At 70.2% G+C, this 20112-nt stretch carries 15 protein-coding genes; 13 read left to right on the forward strand and 2 right to left on the reverse strand.

All coding sequences use genetic code 11. The features are described 5' to 3' along the window. From ACILR4_RS24095 to ACILR4_RS24110, 4 genes are all read left to right on the forward strand, one after another. Nucleotides 1-608: DUF1302 family protein (locus ACILR4_RS24095; protein WP_395703434.1), on the forward strand; the 608-nt coding region annotated here is incomplete at its 5' end. Nucleotides 609-628: 20 nt separating this feature from the next. Then, a complete protein-coding gene (locus tag ACILR4_RS24100; RefSeq protein WP_395703435.1) occupies nt 629-1984 on the forward strand; it encodes a DUF1329 domain-containing protein in 1356 nt (451 codons plus the stop codon). A gap of 38 nt (nt 1985-2022) precedes the next feature. Then, complete coding sequence (locus tag ACILR4_RS24105) at nt 2023-3057, forward strand: WD40/YVTN/BNR-like repeat-containing protein (RefSeq protein ID WP_395703436.1); 1035 nt, start codon at nt 2023-2025, stop codon at nt 3055-3057. Nucleotides 3058-3071: 14 nt separating this feature from the next. Further along, nucleotides 3072-5495, forward strand: coding sequence for an RND family transporter (locus ACILR4_RS24110; RefSeq protein WP_395703437.1), 2424 nt, complete (start codon nt 3072-3074; stop codon nt 5493-5495). Between the two features lie 22 nt (nt 5496-5517). Here ACILR4_RS24110 and ACILR4_RS24115 read toward each other — a convergent pair whose 3' ends face one another. Next, nucleotides 5518-8472 (reverse strand): serine/threonine-protein kinase, encoded by a 2955-nt coding sequence (locus ACILR4_RS24115; protein WP_395703438.1) that lies wholly within the window; start codon nt 8470-8472, stop codon nt 5518-5520. Between the two features lie 87 nt (nt 8473-8559). Next, entirely contained in the window at nt 8560-9579 is a 1020-nt protein-coding gene (locus ACILR4_RS24120) for a LacI family DNA-binding transcriptional regulator (protein ID WP_395703439.1), read from the reverse strand. Between the two features lie 103 nt (nt 9580-9682). Between ACILR4_RS24120 and ACILR4_RS24125 the strand changes: the two genes are divergently transcribed. The 9 genes from ACILR4_RS24125 to ACILR4_RS24165 are packed head-to-tail and all read left to right on the forward strand — an operon-like array spanning nt 9683 to nt 20111. Continuing rightward, nucleotides 9683-10786, forward strand: a complete 1104-nt coding sequence (locus ACILR4_RS24125; protein ID WP_395703440.1) for a Gfo/Idh/MocA family protein — start codon at nt 9683-9685, stop codon at nt 10784-10786. Continuing rightward, nucleotides 10783-12384, forward strand: coding sequence for an acyl CoA:acetate/3-ketoacid CoA transferase (locus ACILR4_RS24130; RefSeq protein ID WP_395703441.1), 1602 nt, complete (start codon nt 10783-10785; stop codon nt 12382-12384). The genes ACILR4_RS24125 and ACILR4_RS24130 overlap by 4 nt, the downstream gene beginning before the upstream one ends. Next, nucleotides 12377-13156: an enoyl-CoA hydratase/isomerase family protein gene (locus ACILR4_RS24135; RefSeq protein ID WP_395703442.1), complete on the forward strand. Its 780-nt coding sequence runs from the start codon at nt 12377-12379 to the stop codon at nt 13154-13156. Before ACILR4_RS24130 ends, ACILR4_RS24135 begins: the two co-directional genes overlap by 8 nt. A gap of 35 nt (nt 13157-13191) precedes the next feature. Next, a complete protein-coding gene (locus tag ACILR4_RS24140) occupies nt 13192-14709 on the forward strand; it encodes an aldehyde dehydrogenase family protein (RefSeq protein ID WP_395703443.1) in 1518 nt (505 codons plus the stop codon). A 26-nt stretch (nt 14710-14735) separates the two neighbouring features. Then, complete coding sequence (locus tag ACILR4_RS24145; RefSeq protein WP_395703444.1) at nt 14736-15974, forward strand: ABC transporter substrate-binding protein; 1239 nt, start codon at nt 14736-14738, stop codon at nt 15972-15974. Between the two features lie 25 nt (nt 15975-15999). Next, nucleotides 16000-17250, forward strand: coding sequence for an ABC transporter substrate-binding protein (locus ACILR4_RS24150; RefSeq protein ID WP_395703445.1), 1251 nt, complete (start codon nt 16000-16002; stop codon nt 17248-17250). 10 nt (nt 17251-17260) lie between these two features. Further along, nucleotides 17261-18127: a carbohydrate ABC transporter permease gene (locus tag ACILR4_RS24155; protein ID WP_395703446.1), complete on the forward strand. Its 867-nt coding sequence runs from the start codon at nt 17261-17263 to the stop codon at nt 18125-18127. 58 nt (nt 18128-18185) lie between these two features. Next, nucleotides 18186-18989 (forward strand): carbohydrate ABC transporter permease, encoded by an 804-nt coding sequence (locus tag ACILR4_RS24160; protein ID WP_395703456.1) that lies wholly within the window; start codon nt 18186-18188, stop codon nt 18987-18989. 3 nt (nt 18990-18992) lie between these two features. Then, nucleotides 18993-20111, forward strand: coding sequence for an ABC transporter ATP-binding protein (locus ACILR4_RS24165; protein ID WP_395703447.1), 1119 nt, complete (start codon nt 18993-18995; stop codon nt 20109-20111). Nucleotide 20112: the final 1 nt, after the last annotated feature.

A 20112-nucleotide genomic window follows, 5' to 3' on the forward strand; every position in this document is an offset into this window, starting at 1 on the left:
GCGCCGAGCTCTCGATGCGCCGCAACACGCCGCTCACCAGCCAGGTGCTGGGCATCTCGCCGGGCCTGCCGGCGCAGGGCGAGACCAAGGGCCCGCGCGGCGACACCTGGCATGCGCTGCTCAACGGCCTGGGCACGGTGGGCAAGACGCCGCTGTTCGACAGCGCCACCTGGGCTGCCGAATTCGTCGCTTCCGGCTGGAGCAAGGTGCGCAGCGGCGAGAACCTGTTCAACGCCGTCGGCTTCGCGCCCTGCAAGGGCAAGGACAAGTGGGACGGCTGCGCCACGCGCGACTACTACGGCATCGGCCTCGCCTTCACGCCCAGCTGGTACCAGGTGCTGCCGGGCGTGGACCTCTCCGCGCCGCTCACCTACGCCATCGGCCTGAAGGGCAATGCGGCCACCGTGTTCGGCGGCAGCGAGGCCAACGGCAACTACAGCATCGGCTTGTCGGCGGACCTGCAGCAGAAGTACCGCTTCGACCTGAAGTACATCGACTACCTCGGCCGCTACAAGGACAACGGCACCGCCGTCACGGCGCAGAACGGCTTCACCACGCTGCTGCGCGACCGCGGCTTCGTGAGCCTGACCTTCAAGACCACCTTCTGAACCCGAGCCCGGAGACCGCCATGCACCACCGCATCACGATGCTGACCCTGGCCGCGCTGCTGAGCCTGGGCACCGCCGCCACCACGCACGCCGCCATCAGCGCCGACGAAGCCAAGGCCCTGGGCCAGAGCCTCACCGCCATCGGCGCCGAGAAGGCCGGCAACAAGGACGGCACCATTCCCGCCTACACCGGTGGCCTCACCAGCGCGCCGGCCGGCTTCAAGCCCGGCGACGGCGTGCGGCCCAACCCGTTTGCGGCCGACAAGCCGCGGCTGCAGATCGACGCGAAGAACATGGCCGCCCATGCCGCGCAGCTGACCGAAGGCAGCAAGGCGCTGCTGCAGAAGTACCCCACGTTCCGCATCGACGTGTACCCCACGCAGCGCAGCGTGGCCTTCCCGAAATGGGTGGCCGACAACACCGCGAAGAACGCGCTGCGCGCGAAGACGCTGAACGACGGCCGCTCGATCGAAGGTGCGCATGCCGGCTTCCCGTTCCCGCTGCCGAAGAACGGCTACGAGGCGATGTGGAACCACCTGCTGCGCTTCAACGGCCAGGCCTATGAGGCCAAGTACCGCAACCTGAACGTCGATGCCAGCGGCCGCGTCACGCTGGCCACCGAAGGCATCAGCGTGCAGGAATATCCGTTCTGGGACCCGGCGAAGACGGGCGCCGAGACCTTCTGGCGCATCAAGCTCACCTACACCGGCCCGGCACGCCGCGCCGGCGAGGCGCTGATGCTGGTGGACCCGCTGGACATCGGCGCGAAGGACCGCCGCGCCTGGAGCTACCTGCCCGGCCAGCGCCGCGTGAAGGTGGCGCCCGACTTGGGCCACGACACGCCGAACCCCGGCACCGCCGGCGCGACGACCTTCGACGACACCTTCATCTTCAACGGCTCGATGGACCGCTTCGACTTCAAGCTGGTGGGCAAGAAGGAGATGCTGGTGCCCTACAACGCCTATGCCGCGGTGTACCAGGCCAAGCAGGACGAACTGCTCAAGCCCAACCACCTGAACCCCGACTTCGTGCGCTGGGAACTGCACCGCGTGTGGGTGGTGGAGGCCACGCTGAAGGAAGGCAAGCGCCATGTCTACGGCAAGCGCACCTTCTACCTGGACGAGGACAGCTGGGCCGCGCTGGCCAGCGACGAGTACGACGCGCGCGGCCAGCTCTGGCGCACCGGCTTCGCCTACATGGCGCCCAGCTACGACGTGCCGGCCCCGTACACCGACATGTTCGGCCACTACGACCTGGTGGCGCGGGTGTATTCGCTGACCGGCTACATCGCCGAGACCGGCGGCCTGCGCCACGGCAAGCCGTTGCCCGAGCGCGAATGGACCGCCGACGCGCTGGCCGGCGCCGGCATCCGCTGACGCCTGAAAGACGCGGCCACTTCAAGCGGAGATCTGCGATGAGCCTGCTGCACCGACGCCACCTGATCGCCGCCGCGCTGGGCTGGCCGCTGCTGCGCAAGGCAAACGCTGCCGAGGCGCCTGCGGCCATCACGGTCGCCACGGCCGGCGCCTCCGCAGCCCGCCCGCGCGACGTGCTGGAAACCCCCGCGCTGCTCAGCCCGCTGGCGCCGCGCCAGCTGCTCAACGGCCTGGCGCTGGCGGGCCGCCGCGTGGTGGCGGTGGGCCAGCGCGGGCACGTGCTGCTGTCGGACGACGCGGGCGCCCGCTGGCGGCAGGCGCCGGTGCCGGTCAGCTCCGACCTGGTGGCGGTGCACTTCGCCGATGCCCGGCTTGGCTGGGCCGTGGGCCACGACGGCGTGCTGCTGCACAGCGCCGATGGCGGCGAGACCTGGCAGCGCCAGCACGACGGCCGCAGTGCCGGCCCGCAGGGCACCGAGACGCCGCTGCTGGATGTGTGCTTCCGCGATGGCCGCTCTGGTTATGCGATAGGCGCATTCGGCCTGATGCTGCGCACCGACGACGGCGGCGCGCACTGGACGCCGGCGCCCGAGGCCATCGACAACCCGAAGAACCTGCACCTGTACGCGCTGCGCAGCGCCGGCGACACCTTGCTGGCCGTCGGTGAACAAGGCCTGGCGCTGAAGCTCGACGCCGCCGCGCAACGCTGGCGCGCCTTGCAGCTGCCCTACGGCGGCACGCTGTTCGGCCTGCTGGCCGCCGGCCGCAGCGTGCTGGCTTTCGGCCTGCGCGGCACCGTGCTGCGCAGCACCGACGGCGGCCAGCAATGGCAGACCATTCCCACCGGCCTGAGCGTCGGCCTGACGGCCGGCACCGTGCTGGCCGATGGCCGCATCGTGCTGGCCAGCCAGGCCGGCCACCTGATCGCCAGCCGTGACGAGGGCGCGAGCTTCGCGCCGCTGGTCACCACGGGCGACCGGCCGCTGCCGGCCGCCGCGCTGATCGAGGCCGCCCCCGGCACGCTGGTGCTGGCCGGCCCGCGCGGCGTGCAGTCGCTGCCGCTTCGCAGCTGAAGGAGACCCATCCCATGCATGCCACCGCCTCCGCGGGCGCGCTGCCGCATCCGGCCGCGCCGGGATCGGCTGCCGCCGACGGCTTCGACCCGCAGTCCGGCTCGCGCCTGGAGCGCACGGTGTTCAACCACCGCGGCCTGGTGCTGCTGGCCTGCGCGCTGCTGACCCTGCTGCTCGGCGCGCTGGCGGCCACGCGGCTGGGGCTGAACGCCAGCTTCGACAAGATGATCCCGCGCGGCCACCCGTACATCCAGAACTACCTGGCGCACCGGGCCGACCTGCGCGGGCTGGGCAATGCGCTGCGCATCGTGGTCGAGAACCCGAACGGCGATGTCTATGACGCCCAGTACCTGGCCCAGCTGAAGACGCTGCATGACGAGGTGTTCCTGGTGCCGGGCGTCGACCGGGCGTGGCTGAAGTCGCTGTGGGCGCCGGCGGTGCGCTGGACCGAGGTGACCGAGGAAGGCTTCCGCGGCGGCCCGGTGATGCCCGACCGCTACGACGGCAGCGCCGCCAGCACCGAGCAGCTGCGCGCCAACATCGCGCGCGCCGGGCTGGTCGGCAGCCTGGTCGGCACCGATTTCAAGTCGAGCATGCTGGTGGTGCCGTTGCTGGACCAGGACCCCGGCACCGGCCAGCGGCTGGACTATCGCGCATTGTCAGCGGCCATCGAGCAGATCCGCCAGAAGGCCGAAGCGCCGGGCGCCGACGGTCGGCCGGCGCTGCGCCTGCACAGCATCGGCTTCGCGATGCTGGTGGGCGAGCTGATCCAGGGCCTGCGCCAGGTGGCGCTGTACTTCGGCATCGCGGCGCTGATCGCGCTGGCCATCCTGTACGGCTACACCCGCTGCGCGCGCAGCACCGCGCTGGTGATCGGCTGCTCGCTGGTGGCGGTGGCCTGGCAGCTCGGGCTGATGGCCGCACTGGGCGCGGCGCTGGACCCGTACTCGATCCTGGTGCCCTTCCTGGTGTTCGCCATCGGCGTGAGCCATGGCGCGCAGAAGATGAACGGCATCATGCAGGACATCGGCCGCGGGGCGCGGCGCGAGGTGGCTGCGCGCTACACCTTCCGCCGCCTGTTCCTGGCTGGCCTGACCGCGCTGCTGGCCGATGCGGTGGGCTTCGCGGTGCTGATGATGATCGACATCGAGGTGATCCGCGAGCTGGCGCTGTCGGCCAGCCTCGGCGTCGCGGTGCTGATCGTCACCAACCTGATCCTGCTGCCGGTGCTGCTGTCCTACCTGGGCGTCAGCGATGCGGCCGCCGCGCGCGCCGCGCAGGCCGACGAGGGCGGCAGCAGCGGGCTCGTCGACCGCGCCTGGCACGGCATCGGCCGCTTCGTCGAGCGGCGCTGGGCCATCGGCGCGCTGGCGGTGGCCGCGCTGCTCACCGCGGGCGCCTACGGCCTGAGCCGGCAGCTGCAGATCGGCGACCTCGATGCCGGCGCGCCGGAGCTGCGCACCAGCTCGCGCTACAACCGCGACAACGCCTACATCACCGGCCACTACACGCTGTCCAGCGACAGCTTCGCGGTGATCGTCAAGACGCCGAAGGAAGGCTGCCTGCAGTACGACACGCTGGTCGAGGCCGACCGCCTGGCCTGGCAGCTGCAGCAACTGCCCGGCGTGCAGACCACGGTGGCGCTGACCAATGCGGTGCGGCAGATCACCGCCGGCAGCAACGAGGGCAGCCCGAAGTGGCTGACGTTGGCGCGCAACCAGGACATGCTGAACTACGCCGCGCAGCAGGCCAGCGTGAACAACCCGGACCTGTTCAACACCGACTGCTCGGTGATGCCGGTGATCGCCTACCTGGCCGACCACCGCGCCGGCACGCTGGACCGGGTGCTGCAGGCCAGCGCCGATTTCGCCGCCGCGCACAGCACGCCCGAGCGTCAGTTCCTGCTGGCCGCGGGGCCGGCCGGCATCGAGGCGGCCACCAACATCGTCGTGCACCAGGCCTGGACGCGCATGCTGCTGGGCGTGTACGCGGCGGTGGCGCTGCTGTGCCTGGTCACCTTCCGCAGCTGGCGCGCGGTGCTGGTGGCGCTGCTGCCGCTGATGATCACCTCGGTGCTGTGCGAGGCGCTGATGGTGCTGCTGGGCATCGGCGTCAAGGTGGCCACGCTGCCGGTCATCGCGCTGGGCGTGGGCATCGGCGTCGACTACGCGCTGTACCTGCTGAGCGTGCAGCTCGCGCAGCAGCGCCAGGGCGTGCCGCTGGGCGAGGCCTATGCGCGTGCGCTGCGCTTCACCGGCCGCGTCGTCGCGCTGGTGGGCATCACGCTCGCCGCCGGTGTCATCACCTGGGCCTTCTCGCCCATCAAGTTCCAGGCCGACATGGGCCTGCTGCTGGCCTTCATGTTCGTGCTGAACATGGTGGGGGCGGTGGTGCTGATTCCGGCGCTGTCGCACTTCCTTTTGGCGAAGCGGGCTTGACCCGGAACGGCCGGGCAGCGACTCAGCCGGTCTTCCGGCCCCCCGGCCGAAGCGCCTGCTGGAGTTGGTCGAGCGGCTTCCTGAACCATGCGGCCACGCCGGGTTGCTGCTGCAGCGCATGCTGCGCCAGTGCGCCCAATGCTTCGGCACGTTGGCGATCGCCGGCCTTCAGTGCGCACAAGGCGGCCGTGGCCCGCACGCGCGCAAGGCTGGGCGAGAGCTCCGATTCCTGCGATGCGACGGCCGCGATCCATGCGGACAGCAGACTCAAGCCGCTTGCGGCCTGGCCTGCTGCGCAGAGCGCCTCGCCGCGTACCGCGTGAAGTGCGAAGGTCGAGTTCTCCTCGTTGGCCGCTTCATCGGCCGCCGCGGCGGGCAGGGCCTGCAGCGCGCCGGCAGGATCGCCGGCTTCAAGACGGATGCGGGCCAGTTCACGGGGAATGGCCTTCGCGAAATCGGCGCCGTGTTCGGCATCGCTTTTCTGCTCACCGAATGTCGGCGCGTCTTTCAGCCATTGCGCGGCCGGTTCGACTCGGCCCTGCATCATCAGGTTGTGCGCGACGGCCACCCAGTCGTAGGCGGCCCAGGGCTCGCTCTTGAAGCCCAGGGATTCCCGCAGGCCCTTGGCGATGCGCAGGTCTCGGTCCGCTTCGTCGTGCCGGCCCACCATCATGGCGGCCCTGCCCATCGCTTCAGCGTAGTCCCACAGTACCCATTGGCGATCGGTGGCCGCCCGCAGGATGGGAATGGCCGAGTCGAGGTGGCGGTAGGCTGACTCGACCCTGCCATGGTCCAGCTCCACCGTCGCCAACAGGTAGCGGATGTTGGCTGCCAGCGCCGGCGGCGCCGCGGGCCCGAATCGCTGCACGGTCGCCAGGCCATCCTCGAACATCTTGATGACTTGAGCGAACGGCAGAGTCGATGCACCGCCGCCGAAAGCCAGGTAGTTGGCGGTGAGCAGGGCCGCACGCAATTGCCCGATCTCGCCGGCGCTGCGCAGTCGGCGCAGCGCGTCTTCATAGACGCCGCGCGCTTCGTCCTTGCGACCGACCTGGCTCAACCAACGGGTCAGCTCCGTCATCGTTCGCAGCGTGAAATCGGAAGACTCGCCCTCCACCGTGGACGCCATGGCGATCGCGGCGCGCGTGAGCGGGAAGGATTCGTCGGTCCTGTCGGTGCCGTACAGCGCCAGGGCTTTCAGCCTGAGCAGCCGGGCACCGCCCATGCTGGGCACATGCGGGTCCGCGAACTTCGAGCGCGAGAGTTCGTCGACCGCCTGCCGGGCTCGATCGCGCTGGCTGTTGGCCGACAACAGCGTGGCATGCAGCGCCCGGGCGTCGAAGGCCAGGGCGCTGCCGGGCTCGAGCAGGCTGACCGCTTCTTCGGCGCGGCCGAGTGCATCGGCCGCCTTGCCATCGCGTGCCAGCGCGTCGGCGAGCAGCATCAGCCCGCGCGCTCTGTCTTCGGGCGGCGCGGCGCCACGCTCGATGGCCTGCAACTGGCGCGAGGTGAACTGCACCGCCGCGCGGGTGATGCCGAGCTCGGCATACACCTGCCCCAGCGCACCGAACATTTGCGCCTGCAGATCGGGCTGACCTGAGAACCGTGTGTCGATCAGCTTCGCCGCCGGCTCGATGACCTGTCCGGTCGAGAGGGACTCTGCGGAAGCGTTGGCGTTCAGGCTCGATTGGGCGCTGACCTTGAACATTTCCGAGACGAATTGCGTGACCATGCGGGCGCGATCGGCCTGCTGTGCAGCGCGCTGCGCCTGGACCCATGCGACCGAGCCACCGACCACCAAGCTGCCGGCGATCACCGAGCCCGCTGTCAGCGGCAGCCAGTGCCGGGCAGCGGCCTTGCGCAGCCGATACACCGCACTGTCGGGCCGCGCACTCACGGTCTGTCCGTTCAGGTGGCGCTCGATGTCCTGCGCCGGGGCATCGGCGCTGGCGTAGCGCCGTGCGGTGTCGCGCTGCATCGCCTTGGCGAGGATCGCGTCGATCTCTCCGCGCAGCGCCGCCGCCGTCGGGCGGTCGGCTGCGCGGCTGCTGGCCGGCGGCGCATCGCCCTGCAGGATGGCTTCTTCCATCGCGCCCAGCGTGCCGCGCCGCGGCGCGATCGGCAGCGTGCCACTGAGCAGTTCGTACAGCAGCACGCCCAGGCTGTAGACATCGGACTGCACCGTGATCGGCTCGCCCGCCACCTGCTCCGGGCTGGCGTAGTGCGGCGTCATCACGCGACCCTGCTGCTGCGTCAGGCCGGTGTCGCCAGGGGCCGCATCCGCCAGCAGCTTGGCAATGCCGAAGTCGAGCAGGTGCGCCTGTCCGTCCGCACTCACCAGCACATTCGAGGGCTTGAGATCGCGATGCACCACGAGCCGGCCATGGGCATAGGAGACGGCCCGGATGACCTGCAGGAACAGGTCGAGCCGGGCCCGGACATCCAACTGTCGCATGCGGCACCAGGCATCGATGGGCACGCCGTCGATGTACTCCAGCGCCAGGAAGGGCCGGCCCCGCTCATCGACACCGGCGTCGTACAGCCGCGCGATGTGCGGATGCTCCAGCCGCGCACCGATGTCGCGCTCGCGCGCCATGCGCTGCGCCAGGCCGGCGCCCCAGGCCAGCCGTGGCAGCTTGAGTGCCACCTGACGCTTGAAGGCGCCGTCGGCACGCTCGGCCAGCCAGACGCTGCCCATGCCCCCGCGGCCGAGCTCGCGCAGCAGCCGGTACGGCCCGATGAGGTCGCCTTCCGCGGCCACCGATTCGTCTGCCGCGTCCAGCCGCGGCAGGCTGGCCAGGCGCTCGTCGCGGCTGAGGTCGGGTGCGGCCGCCAGCATGTCCTGCAGCACCGGCGCATGTCGCTGCATCTCGGGCGGCAGGGTCCGCAGCCAGGCATCGCGCTCGATCGGGGACAGCGCCAGCGCTTCATCGAGCAGGCGGCTGACGATGGCAATGTCGGCAGGGTTCAGGGCCATGACAGGAGCCTCGGCGGTACTTTCCCAAGCTACCAGACGGTGTGCGCCTCGCCAACCGGACATCGGCATCCGCAGCGTGAACAGCCCCTAGCCCGACTGGCGCAGGCGCAGCTCCGGCTCCGCCAGGTAGGTCTGGCGCTTCAGGTGGGGGTTGGCCATGCGCTTCATCAGCAGCGCCGCGGCCTGTTCGCCGAGTTCGCCGGGGTGGATGTCCATCGTGCTCAGCGGCGGGTTCGAGTGCGCGGCGTCGAGCACGTTGTCGAAGCCCATCAGCGCGAAGTCGGTGCCGGCGCGCAGCCCGCGCTCGCCCAGCGCGGCCAGGGCGCCGAGGGCGCTGATGTCGTTGTAGCAGACGGCCGCCGTCGCGCCGGTGCGGCGCTCGAGCAGGGCCGCCATCGCGGCGTGGCCGCCGGCGCGCGTGGGGCTTTCGGGCACGACCAGGCGCTCGTCGAAGGCGATGCGGGCCTGGGTCAGCGCCTGGCGGTAGCCTTCGAGCCGCTCTTCGTACACCACGCCCGACTGTCCCCCCAGGAAGGCGATGCGGCGATGACCGCGCTCGATCAGGTGGCGGGTCGCGGTGGCCAGGCCCTTCGCGTTCTGCGAGCCGACGAAATCGTAGGTGCCGCTGCCCAGTGATCGCACCATGATCACCAGCGGGATGCCCCACTGCTGGATCTCCTTGGGCAGCGTCTTCGGCGTGCCGATGGCCGGGCACAGCACGATGCCGGCGGCATTGTGTTCGCGCATCGACTGCAGCACGCGCTGCTGGCGCTCGAAGTTGTCGTGCGTGTGGGCCATGAACACCACATGGCCGGCATCGACCAGGCAACGCTCGATGCCCACCAGCACCTCGGCGAAAAACGGGTTCATCAGGTCGTTGATGACGACGCCGATGGTGTTCGACGACTTGCGCCGCAGTTCGGCCGCGCGGCGGTTGTAGACGTAGCCCAGGCGTTGCGCTTCGGCGCGCACGCGCTGTGCCGTCTCGTCGCGGATCAGCGTGCTGCCTTGCAGCACCAGCGAGACCGTCGACTTCGACACCGCCGCGGCCTCGGCCACGTCCATGATCGTCGGCGCGCGCGCCGGCCCTTCGTTCTTCTTCGTCATGTTCGGGGTTTTCCCTGGATGCCCGTGATTGTGCTTGACCGGAAATTGGAACGTTCCAATAATTCATTCAACCGTTCCAATGAGTCTAGCGATTCCACACCAGATGAACAGCACCGCAGCAGTGGCGGGGTGGGGCCTGATCGGCGCCAGCACCATCGCCCGGCAGTACATGGTGGACGCCATCCGCGCACAGCCCGGCCACGCCGTGGTGGCCGTGGCCAGCGGCGACGCAGCGCATGCGCGGGCCTTCGCGGCCGAGCTCGGCATCCCCCGCGTGCATGCCAGCGTGGCCGCGCTGCTGGCCGACCCCGCGGTGCAGGTGGTCTACATCAGCAGCACCAACGATCAACACGAGCCGCAGGTGCTCGCGGCGGCGGCGGCCGGCAAGCACGTGCTGTGCGAGAAGCCGCTGGCGCTGTCGCTCGCCGCTGCGCGCGGCATGGTGGCCGCCTGCGCCCGCGCCGGCGTCCTGATGGCGACGAACCACCACCTGCGCAATGCCGCCAGCCATCGGCGCCTGCGCGAGCTGGTCCGGGCCGGGGCCATCGGCCGGCCGCTGGCGGCGCGCGTCTTCCACGCGGTGCAACTGCCGCCCGCGCTGCAGGGCTGGCGCGTGGCCCGCCCCGAGGCCGGCGGCGGCGTGGTGCTCGACATCACGGTGCACGACATCGACACGCTGCGCTTCGTGCTCGATGCCGAGCCGATCGAAGCCGTGGCGCTGGCCCAGCACGCCGGCATGGCCCACGCGGGCCTGGAGGACGGCGTGATGGCCGTGCTGCGCTTCGACAACGGCGTGGTCGCGCAGCTGCACGACGGCTTCACGATCGCCCATGCCGGTACCGGCATCGAGGTCCATGGCGAGCGCGGCTCGCTGATCGGCCGCGACGTCATGACGCAGCGCCCGGTCGGCACGCTGACGCTGCGCGACGCCGAGGGCGAGCACCCGATCGCGCTGCAGCACGAGGACCTCTACGTGCGCGGCGTGGCGGCCTTCTGCGCCGCGCTGCGCGGCGAAGGCGCACCGGCGGCCACTGGCGAGGACGGCGTGCGCTCGCTGGCCGGCGCGCTGGCGGTGCGCGAGGCCTGCGCCAGCGGAAGCGCGGTGCGCATCGACCGCCTGCTCGCGCAGGGCGTGGCCGAACAAGACGCAGCCGAGCAGAACGCCGCGGACCAGATCACCGCCAACCAGAACGGGGCCGCGGCATGAAGCTCATCAGCGCCGACCAGGCCGCCGCGCTGCTGCGCGATGGCGACGTCGTCAGCGTCAGCTCGTCCAGCGGGCTGGGCTGTCCGGACAAGGTGCTCGCCGCGATCGGTGAGCGCTTCGAGCGCGAAGGCGCGCCGCGCGCGCTGACGATGCTGCACCCGATCGCCGCGGGCGACCTCTACGGCATCCGCGGCATCGACCACCTGGCGCGACCGGGTCTGCTGCGCCGCGTGCTGGCGGGCTCGTACCCCAGTGGCCCGTCGTCGCTGCCGATGCCGGCGATCTGGCGCATGGTGATCGACAACCAGGTCGAGGCTTTCAACCTGCCCAGCGGCCTGATGTTCGACATGCACCGCGACGCCGCGGCACGCCGCCCCGGCGTGCTGACGCAGGTGGGCATCGGCACCTTCGTCGATCCGCTGCTGCAGGGCTGCGCGATGAACGAGGCGGCCGCGCATTCGGCGCCGGTGGTGCGGCGGGTCGATTTCGACGGCCGGCCCTGGCTGTACTTCCCGGCGGTGGTGCCGCAGGTGGCGATCATCCGCGCGACCACGGCCGACGAGCGCGGCAACCTGAGCTACGAGCATGAAGGCGCGCTGCTCGGCGGGCTGGAGCAGGCCCTGGCCGCGCGCAACAACGGCGGCCTGGTGATCGCGCAGGTCAAGCGCGTGGTGAAGGCCGGCAGCCTGCGTCCGCACGACGTGCACGTGCCCTGCAACCTGGTCGACCACATCGTCGTCGACCCCGCGCAATGGCAGACCACGCAGACGCCCTACGACCCCGCCATCAGCGGCGAGGTGGTGCAGCCGGAGTCGGCGTTCGAGCTGCAGGCCTGGGGGCCCGAGAAGGTGATCGCCCGCCGCGCGGCGATGGCGCTGCACACCGGCAGCAGCGTCAACCTTGGCTTCGGCATCTCGGCCAACGTGCCGCGCATCCTGCTCGAGGAAGGGCTGCACGGCGCGGTGACCTGGGCCATCGAGCAGGGCGCGGTGGGTGGCATGCCGCTGCTGGGCTTTGCCTTCGGCTGCGCGTCGAACGCGGACGCCATCGTCTCGTCGCCGAACCAGTTCACCTACTTCCAGGGCGGTGGCTTCGACGCCACGCTGCTGTCCTTCCTGCAGGTGGACGGCGACGGCAGCGTCAATGTCTCGAAGCTCGGCGCCAAGCCTTACCTCACCGCGGGCTGTGGCGGCTTCGTCGACATCACCGCGCATGCCCGGCGCATCGTCTTCTCGGGCTTCTTCACCGCGGGCGCACAGCTCGAGGTCGGCGACGGCCGGCTGCGCATCCTGCAAGAAGGCCGCAGCCGCAAGTTCGTGCAGGCCAGCGAACACATCACCTTCAGCGGCCGCGTCGCGCGGGAGCGTGGCCAGCAGGTCAGCTACGTCACCGAGCGCTGCGTGATCGACCTGGCGGCCGAAGGCCTGGTCGTGCGCGAGATCGCCCCCGGCATCGACCTGGAACGCGATGTACGCGGCCAGTCCGAGGTGCCGCTGCTGCTGGCGCCCGACCTGAAGCTGATGGACGCGGCGCTGTTCCGGCCCGAGCCCTTCGGCCTGCGCCTGGGCGAGCCGGTGAAGGGAGCGCGCCATGTCTGAAGCCGACGTGCGCTTCGAGCGCGAGGGCGCCATCGCATGGGTCACGCTGGCGCGTCCGGCCAAGCTGCATGCGCTGACGCCGGCGATGCTGGACCGCCTGGAGCAGATCGCGCGCGCCATCGATGCCGACGTCGCGCTGCGTGCGGTGGTGCTGACGGCCGAAGGCGAGCGCGCCTTCTGCGTCGGGGCCGACATCGGCGCCTGGTCCGCGCTGCCGCCGCTGGACATGTGGCGCCAGTGGACGCGCCGCGGCCACCAGGTGTTCGACCAGTGGGCCCGGCTGCGCCAGCCGGTGATCGCGGCGCTCAACGGCCACGCGTTCGGCGGCGGGCTGGAACTGGCGATCACTGCCGACCTGCGGCTGGCCAGCACCGGCGCCGAATTCGCGCTGCCCGAGGCGTCCATCGCCACCTGCCCGGGCTGGTCCGGCTCGCAGCGCCTGGTGCGGCTGGTGGGTCCGGCGCAGGCCAAGTACCTGGCGCTGGGCGGCCAGCGCATCGGCGCGGAGCGGGCCCTGGCCTGCGGCCTGGTGCACGAGCTGCACCGGCCCGAAGCCTTGCTCGCCGCGGCCCGCGCGCTGGCCGAGGCCATTGCCGCCCGCGCGCCGGTAGCGGTGCAGCTCACCAAACAGCTGATTGACGCGGCCACCGGCGAGGGCACCGCGGCGGCGCTGGAGGGCATGGCCGGGGCGCTCTCGGCCAGCACCGCCGACGCCGCGGAAGGCCTGGCGGCTTTCCGCGAGCGCCGGCCGGCCCAATTCCGCGGCCAGTGAACCGGCGGCTCACGCATCCCGACTTCGAACCCGACATGAACCCCTGCGACCTTTCTTCTTCCTCTGCAGCCGAGCTGCTGGCCCGGCCACCGTATGCCGGCCGCCTGCTGATCGACGGCGACTGGGCCGATGCGCGCGACGGCGCCACGCTCGAACGTCGATCGCCGGCGCATGACGTGCTGGTGGCGCGCTACGCGCAGGCCGGCGTGGCCGAGGCGCAGGCGGCCATCGGTGCTGCGCGGCGCGCCTTCGACAGCGGCCCCTGGCCGCGCATGAAGGGTGCCGAACGCGCCGCGCTGCTGCGCCGCGTGGCCGACGGCATCGTCCGCCACCAGGAGCGCCTGGCGCTGCTGGAAACGCTGGAGAACGGCAAGCCGCTGGCGCAATCGCGTGCCGAGATCGCCGCGGCGGCCGAGCTGTGGCACTACGCCGCCGCGCTGGCGCGGCAGCTCAAGGGCGACAGCTACGACACGCTGGGCGAAGACACGCTGGGCGTGGTGCTGCGCGAGCCGGTGGGCGTGGTCGGCATCATCACGCCGTGGAACTTCCCGTTCCTGATCGTCAGCCAGAAGCTGCCGTTCGCGCTGGCTGCCGGCTGCACTGCGGTGGTCAAGCCGGCCGAGGTGACCTCGGGCACGACGGTGATGCTGGGCGAGATCCTGCTGGAGGCCGGCCTGCCGGCGGGCGTGGTCAACATCCTGGTCGGCACCGGGCCGGTGGTCGGCGAGACCCTGGTCACCGATGCGCGGGTGGACATGCTGTCCTTCACCGGCTCCACCGCGGTCGGCAAGGCGGCCGTGGCCAAGGCGGCGGGCACGCTGAAGAAGGTGTCGATGGAGCTCGGCGGCAAGAACCCGCAGATCGTGTTCCCCGATGCCGACCTCGAAGCGGCGCTCGATGCCGCTGTCTTTGGCGTGTATTTCAACGCCGGCCAGTGCTGCAACAGCGGCAGTCGGCTGCTGGTGCACGACGCCATCGCTGCCGAGTTCACGGCCGCCGTGGTCGAGCGCTCGAAGCGCGTGCGCATGGGCGATCCGCTCGATGCGCAGACGCAGGTGGGCGCCATCACCACCGAGCGCCAGCTGCACGCCATCGAGGCGCATGTGGGGGCCGCGCGCGAGGCCGGCGCCTGCATCGCGCTGGGCGGCGCGCGCTGCGGTGGCCGCGGCCTGTACTACGAGCCCACCGTCGTCAGCGGCGTCGGGCGCGACATGGCCATCGCGCACGAGGAGGTGTTCGGCCCGGTGCTGGCGGTGCTGACGTTCCGCGACCTGGACGAAGCCGTCGAGTTGGCCAACAGCACCCTGTACGGCCTGTCGGCCGCCGTCTGGAGCCGCGATGTCGACACCTGCCTGGGCGCCGCGCGGCGCATCAAGGCCGGCACCGTCTGGGTCAACACCTTCCTCGAAGGCCATGCCGAGCTGCCCTTCGGCGGCTACCGCCAGAGCGGGCTCGGCCGCGAACTGGGCCGGCATGCGGCCGAGGACTACACCGAAACCAAGACCCTGCACCTGCACCTGGGCCAGCGCACCGACTGGTGGCTGCCGGCCTGAACCTAACCCGACCAAGGAGACGATCGATGACCATCAAGACCGCCATGCTGGCTTTGGGCCTGGCCGCCGGCGCCGCACAGGCGCAACCGCAGCAGATCGAGGTGCTGCACTTCTGGACCTCGGGCGGCGAAGCTGCCGCGCTGAAGGTGCTGAAGGACAAGGTCGAGGCCGATGGCTTCAGCTGGAAGGACATGCCGATTGCCGGTGGCGGCGGCGAGCAGGCGATGACGACGCTGCGCACCCGCCTCAGCGCGGGCGTGCCGCCGACGGCCGTGCTGCTGATGGGCCATGACCTGACCGACTGGGCCAGGCAGGGCGCGCTGGCCGACCTGAACGCCCAGGCCAAGGCCGAGGGCTGGGACAAGGTGGTGCCGGCGGCGGTGCAGAAGTTCTCCAAGTACAACGGCACCTGGGTGGCCGCGCCGATCAACGTGCATGCGATCAACTGGGTCTGGGCCAACAAGGACGTGCTGACCAAGTCCGGCGTGACGTCCGAGCCGAAGAGCTGGGACGAGTTCATCGCCGCGGCCGAGAAGGTGCAGAAGGCCGGCTTCATTGCACTGGCCCACGGCGGCCAGCCCTGGCAGGAGGCCACCATCTTCGACGGCGTGGTGCTCGCCACCGGCGGCGCCGACTACTACCGCAAGGCCTTCATCGAGCTCGACCCGAAGGCGCTGGGCTCGGCCACCACCGAGCAGGTGTTCCAGCGCATGGGCCAACTGCGCAAGCTGGTCGACAAGGACTTCTCGGGCCGCGACTGGAACGTGGCCTCTGGCATGGTGATCAGCGGCAAGGCCGGCTTCCAGATCATGGGCGACTGGGCCAAGGGCGAATTCGTCAATGCCGGCAAGCAGCCGGGCAAGGACTTCCTGTGCTTCCCGCTGCCCGGCACCGCGGGCATGGTGTCCTACCTGTCGAACCAGTTCGCGATGTTCAAGGTCAAGGGCGACAAGGCGGCGGCGCAGGCCAAGCTTGCCAGCGAGATCATGAACCCCGAGGTGCAGTCGGCGTTCAACGTGCTGAAGGGCTCGGTGCCGGCGCGCAGCGACGTCGGCGACAAGGCCTTCGATGCCTGCGGCAAGCGCGACATGAAGGAGCTGGCGCTGGCCACCCAGCATGGCACGCTGGTCGGCTCCATCGCGCATGGCCATGCGGTGCCGGCCTCGATCAAGAACGCGTTCTACGACGTGATCACGCGCCACTTCAACGGCCAGCTCGACGACAAGAAGGCCGTGGCCGCCCTGCTGGCTGCGGCTCGGCAATAACCCCCAAATTGAACAGGAGACGACGATGAAGAAGACGACCCTCGCGCTGGCACTGGCCGCATGGGTGAGCCTGCCCGCGCTGGCGCAGCAGCCGGCCCAGCAGGTGGAGGTGCTGCACTGGTGGACTTCGGGCGGCGAAGCGGCCGCGCTGAAGGTGCTGAAGTCCAACCTCGAGAAGGACGGCATCGGCTGGAAGGACAGCCCGATCGCCGGCGGCGGCGGCGAACAGGCGATGACCGCGCTGCGTGCGCGCGTCAGCGCCGGCATCCCGCCCACCGCGGTGCAGATGCTGGGCTTCGACATCCAGGACTGGGCCAAGGATGGCCGGCTGGCGAACCTGAACGACCTGGCGGCCAAGGAAGGCTGGGACGCGGTGGTGCCCGCGCCGCTGCAGCGCTTCTCCAAGCATGCCGGCCAATGGGTGGCGGTGCCGGTGAACATCCACTCCACCAACTGGGTGTGGGCCAACAAGGAGGTGCTGGCCAAGGCCGGCGTGACGGCCGAGCCCAAGACCTGGGACGAGTTCATCGCCGCGGCCGAGAGCGTGCAGAAGGCCGGCTTCATCGCGCTGGCCCACGGCGGCCAGCCCTGGCAGGAGGCCACCATCTTCGACGGCGTGGTGCTGGCCACCGGCGGCGTCGACTTCTATCGCAAGGCCTTCATCGAGCTCGACCCCGCCGCACTGGCCTCGCCGACGATGGAGAAGGTGTTCCATCGCATGAGCCAGCTGCGCAAGCTGGTCGACAAGGACTTCTCGGGCCGCGACTGGAACGTGGCCTCGGGCATGGTGATCAGCGGCAAGGCCGGCTTCCAGATCATGGGCGACTGGGCCAAGGGCGAGTTCCTGAATGCGAAGAAGGTGCCGGGCAAGGACTTCGCCTGCTTCCGCCTGCCGGGCACCCAGGGCATGGTGTCGTTCAATTCCGACCAGTTCGCGATGTTCCTCGTGAAGGGCGCCGACAAGGTGGCCGCGCAGCAGAAGCTGGCCGCGGCCATCATGGACAAGGGCTTCCAGTCGGCCTTCAACGTGGTGAAGGGTTCGGTGCCCGCGCGCACCGACGTGTCCGACAAGGACTTCGACGACTGCGGCAAGAAGGGCATCAAGGACCTGGCCGAGGCCGCGCGCAAGAACACGCTGGTGGGCTCCATCGCGCACGGGCATGCGGTGCCGGCTTCGCTGAAGAATGCGTTCTACGATGTGATCACGCGCCACTTCAATGGCCAGATCGACGACAAGAAGGCCGTGGCCGCGATGGTCGCCGCAGCCCGCCAGTGAGCCCGGAGCGATGCGCAAGACCTTGCTGCCCAAGCTGCTGATCAGCCCCAGCGTGCTGCTGGTGCTGGTGTGCGTGTACGGCTACATGCTGTTCACGCTGTGGCTGTCGCTCACCGCCTCGACGCTGATGCCGGTGTACGACTACGCCGGCTTCGGCAGCTACCGCCGGCTGTTCGGGCTGGAGAACTGGTCGGTCTCGCTGGGCAACCTGGCGGTGTTCGCGGGGCTGTACATCGGCATCGCGATCGCGATGGGCCTGGGCCTGGCGATCCTGGTCGACCAGAAGCTGCGCGCCGAAGGGCTGTTCCGCTCGATCTTCCTGTACCCGATGGCGCTGAGCTTCATCGTCACCGGCACCGCGTGGAAGTGGCTGCTCGACCCTGGCGTGGGGCTGGAGCGCACCGTGCGCAGCTGGGGCTGGCAGGGCTTCTCGTTCGACTGGATCAAGGACAGCGACATGGCGATCTACTGCGTCGTCATCGCCGCGGTCTGGCAGACCGCCGGCTTCGTGATGGCGCTGTTCCTCGCGGGGCTGCGCGGCGTCGATGCCGAGGTCGTCAACGCGGCGCGGGTCGACGGCGCCCCGCCGTGGCAGATCTACCTGCGGGTGATCCTGCCGCAGCTGGGGCCGGTGTTCCTGTCGGCCTTCGTGATCCTGGCGCACATGGCCATCAAGTCCTACGACCTGGTCATCGCGCTCACCAACGGCGGCCCGGGCCGCTCGACCTGGCTGCCTTCCGTGTTCATGTACCAGTACACCTTCACCCGCAACGAGATGGCCGTCGGCGCTGCCAGCGCGGTGCTGATGCTGGCGGGCATCGGCATCGTCGTGCTGCCCTACCTGGTCGGCGAATACCGAAAGGCGCAACGTGGCTGAGTCGTCTTCCAGGCCGCTGAGCCTGCGCCGCTTCGCGCTGTACGGGGTGCTGGGGCTGATGGCGCTGCTGTTCCTGCTGCCGGTGTACGTGATGGCGGTGAACTCATTGAAGCCGCTGGACGAGATCCGCAACGGCAACCTTCTGGCGCTGCCGCTGGCCTGGACCACCGAGCCCTGGCACGTGGCCTGGAGCACCGCGCAGATCGGCGTGCAGCCGGTGGGGCTGAAACCCTACTTCGTCAACTCGTTCCTGATCGTGGTGCCGGCGGTGGCGCTGTCGGCGCTGATCGGCGCGCTCAACGGCTACATCCTCACGCAGTTCAGGTTCCGCGGCGCCAGCCTGCTGTTCGCGGCGATGCTGTTCTCGGTGTTCATCCCCTACCAGGTGGTGCTGATCCCGATGGCCAAGACGCTCGGGCTGCTGGGGCTGGCGGGCAGCATCGCCGGGCTGGTGCTGGTCAACGTGGTCTACGGCATCGGTTTCACGACGCTGTTCTTCCGCAACTACTACGCTGCCTTTCCGGCGGAGCTGGTGCGCTCGGCGCGCATGGACGGCGCCGGCTTCTTCGGCGTGCTGTGGCACATCCTGCTGCCCAGCAGCGGGCCGATGATCGTCGTCACGGTGATCTGGCAGTTCACCAACATCTGGAACGAGTTCCTGTTCGGCGCGAGCTTCAGCGACTACGCGTCCTACCCGCTGACGGTGGCGCTGAACAACCTGGTGAACAGCTCCACCGGGGTCAAGGAATACAACGTGCATTTCGCCGGTGCGTTCATCGCCGCGGTGCCCACCTTGGTGGTGTACCTGGTGTCCGGCAAGTACTTCGTCCGCGGCCTGATGGCCGGGTCGGTCAAGGGATAAGCGATGGCATCGCTCGACCTCATCAACATCCACAAGAGCTTCGGCGGCACCCAGGTGCTGCAGGACATCTCCATCTCACTGGCCGACGGCGAGTTCCTGGTGCTGGTCGGGCCCTCGGGCTGCGGCAAGAGCACGCTGATGAACATCATCGCCGGGCTCGAGGAACCCTCCGGCGGCCTGGTGCGGCTGGGCGGCAAGGACATCACGCAGGCCGGGCCGGCGGACCGCAACATCTCGATGGTTTTCCAGAGCTATGCGCTCTACCCCAACATGAGCGTGGCCCGCAACATCGAGTTTCCGCTGCAGATGCGCAAGGTGCCCGCCGGGCAGCGGCAGGAGCGGGTGCGCAGCGTCGCGAAGCTGCTGCAGATCGAGCACCTGCTCGACCGCAAGCCGCGGCAGCTCTCGGGCGGCCAGCGCCAGCGCGTGGCCATCGGCCGGGCCCTGGCGCGCGAGCCGCAGCTCTACCTGTTCGACGAGCCGCTGTCCAACCTGGACGCGCAGCTGCGGCTGGACATGCGCACCGAGATCAAGAAGCTGCACCAGCGGCTGAACGCGAGCATCGTCTACGTCACGCACGACCAGATCGAGGCGATGACGCTGGCCACGCGCATCGCGGTGATGAAGGGCGGGGTGCTGCAGCAGCTGGGCACGCCGCACGAGGTCTACAACCGGCCGGCCAACACCTTCGTGGCCGGCTTCATGGGCTCGCCGCGCATGAACCTGGCGCCGGCCACGCTGCGCGCCGAAGACGGCGCGCTGGCGCTGGACATCTGCATCGGCGACCGGCCGCGCGCCCGCATCGCGCTGCCGCCGGCGCTGCCCGCGGCGCTGCGGGCCTATGCCGGCCGCGAGCTGATCGCCGGCATCCGGGCCGAGGCCATCGGCCTGGCCCGGCCCGGCGCCGCCGCGTTGCCGAACCAGAGCCTGGTGGACGCCCGCGTCGAGGTGATCGAGCCCACCGGCGCGGACACGCTGGTGGTGCTGAACATCGGCGGCCAGGAATTCACCGCGCGGCTCGAGCCCGATGTCGAGCTGAGGCCGGGCCAGACCGCCCGCTTCGTGGTGGATCTCGCCAAGCTGGTCTGCTTCGACGCGGCCACCCAGGCCCGTATCGGTTGAG

Source organism: Aquabacterium sp., assembly GCF_044226965.1.
Classification (GTDB): domain Bacteria; phylum Pseudomonadota; class Gammaproteobacteria; order Burkholderiales; family Burkholderiaceae_C; genus Pseudaquabacterium.